Source organism: Klebsiella sp. K47, from assembly GCF_051858335.1.
GTDB classification, from domain to species: domain Bacteria; phylum Pseudomonadota; class Gammaproteobacteria; order Enterobacterales; family Enterobacteriaceae; genus Klebsiella; species Klebsiella pneumoniae.
This window is the reverse complement of record NZ_JBPYUI010000622.1, coordinates 1-207: the sequence shown is the minus strand read 5'-3', so window position 1 is coordinate 207 and position 207 is coordinate 1. Positions and strand designations below refer to the sequence as shown.

The window sequence follows — 207 nt, the reverse complement described above, 5'->3', positions numbered from 1 at the left end:
ACCACACTACCTGCACCGATGGTGGCATTATTGCCAATTTTAACATGGTCGATAATACAGACATTTGGGCCAATATATACATTGTCGCCAATTACAGCAGTCTGACGACCGCCATTGGCATCAATCGTTGTAAATTGTTATAGGTTGACATTGTTTCCAATCACAGTCGTTGGGTTGACAATCAAAGGTCCCCCATGACCGATGAAC

General features: G+C 43.5%; 1 pseudogene. It reads right to left on the bottom strand.

Annotation, left to right across the window (positions count from 1 at the left end):
* Positions 1 to 92, bottom strand: a pseudogene (locus RRF55_RS29470) (colanic acid biosynthesis acetyltransferase WcaB); the annotation flags it as partial.
* Between the last annotated feature and the right edge of the window lie 115 nt (positions 93 to 207).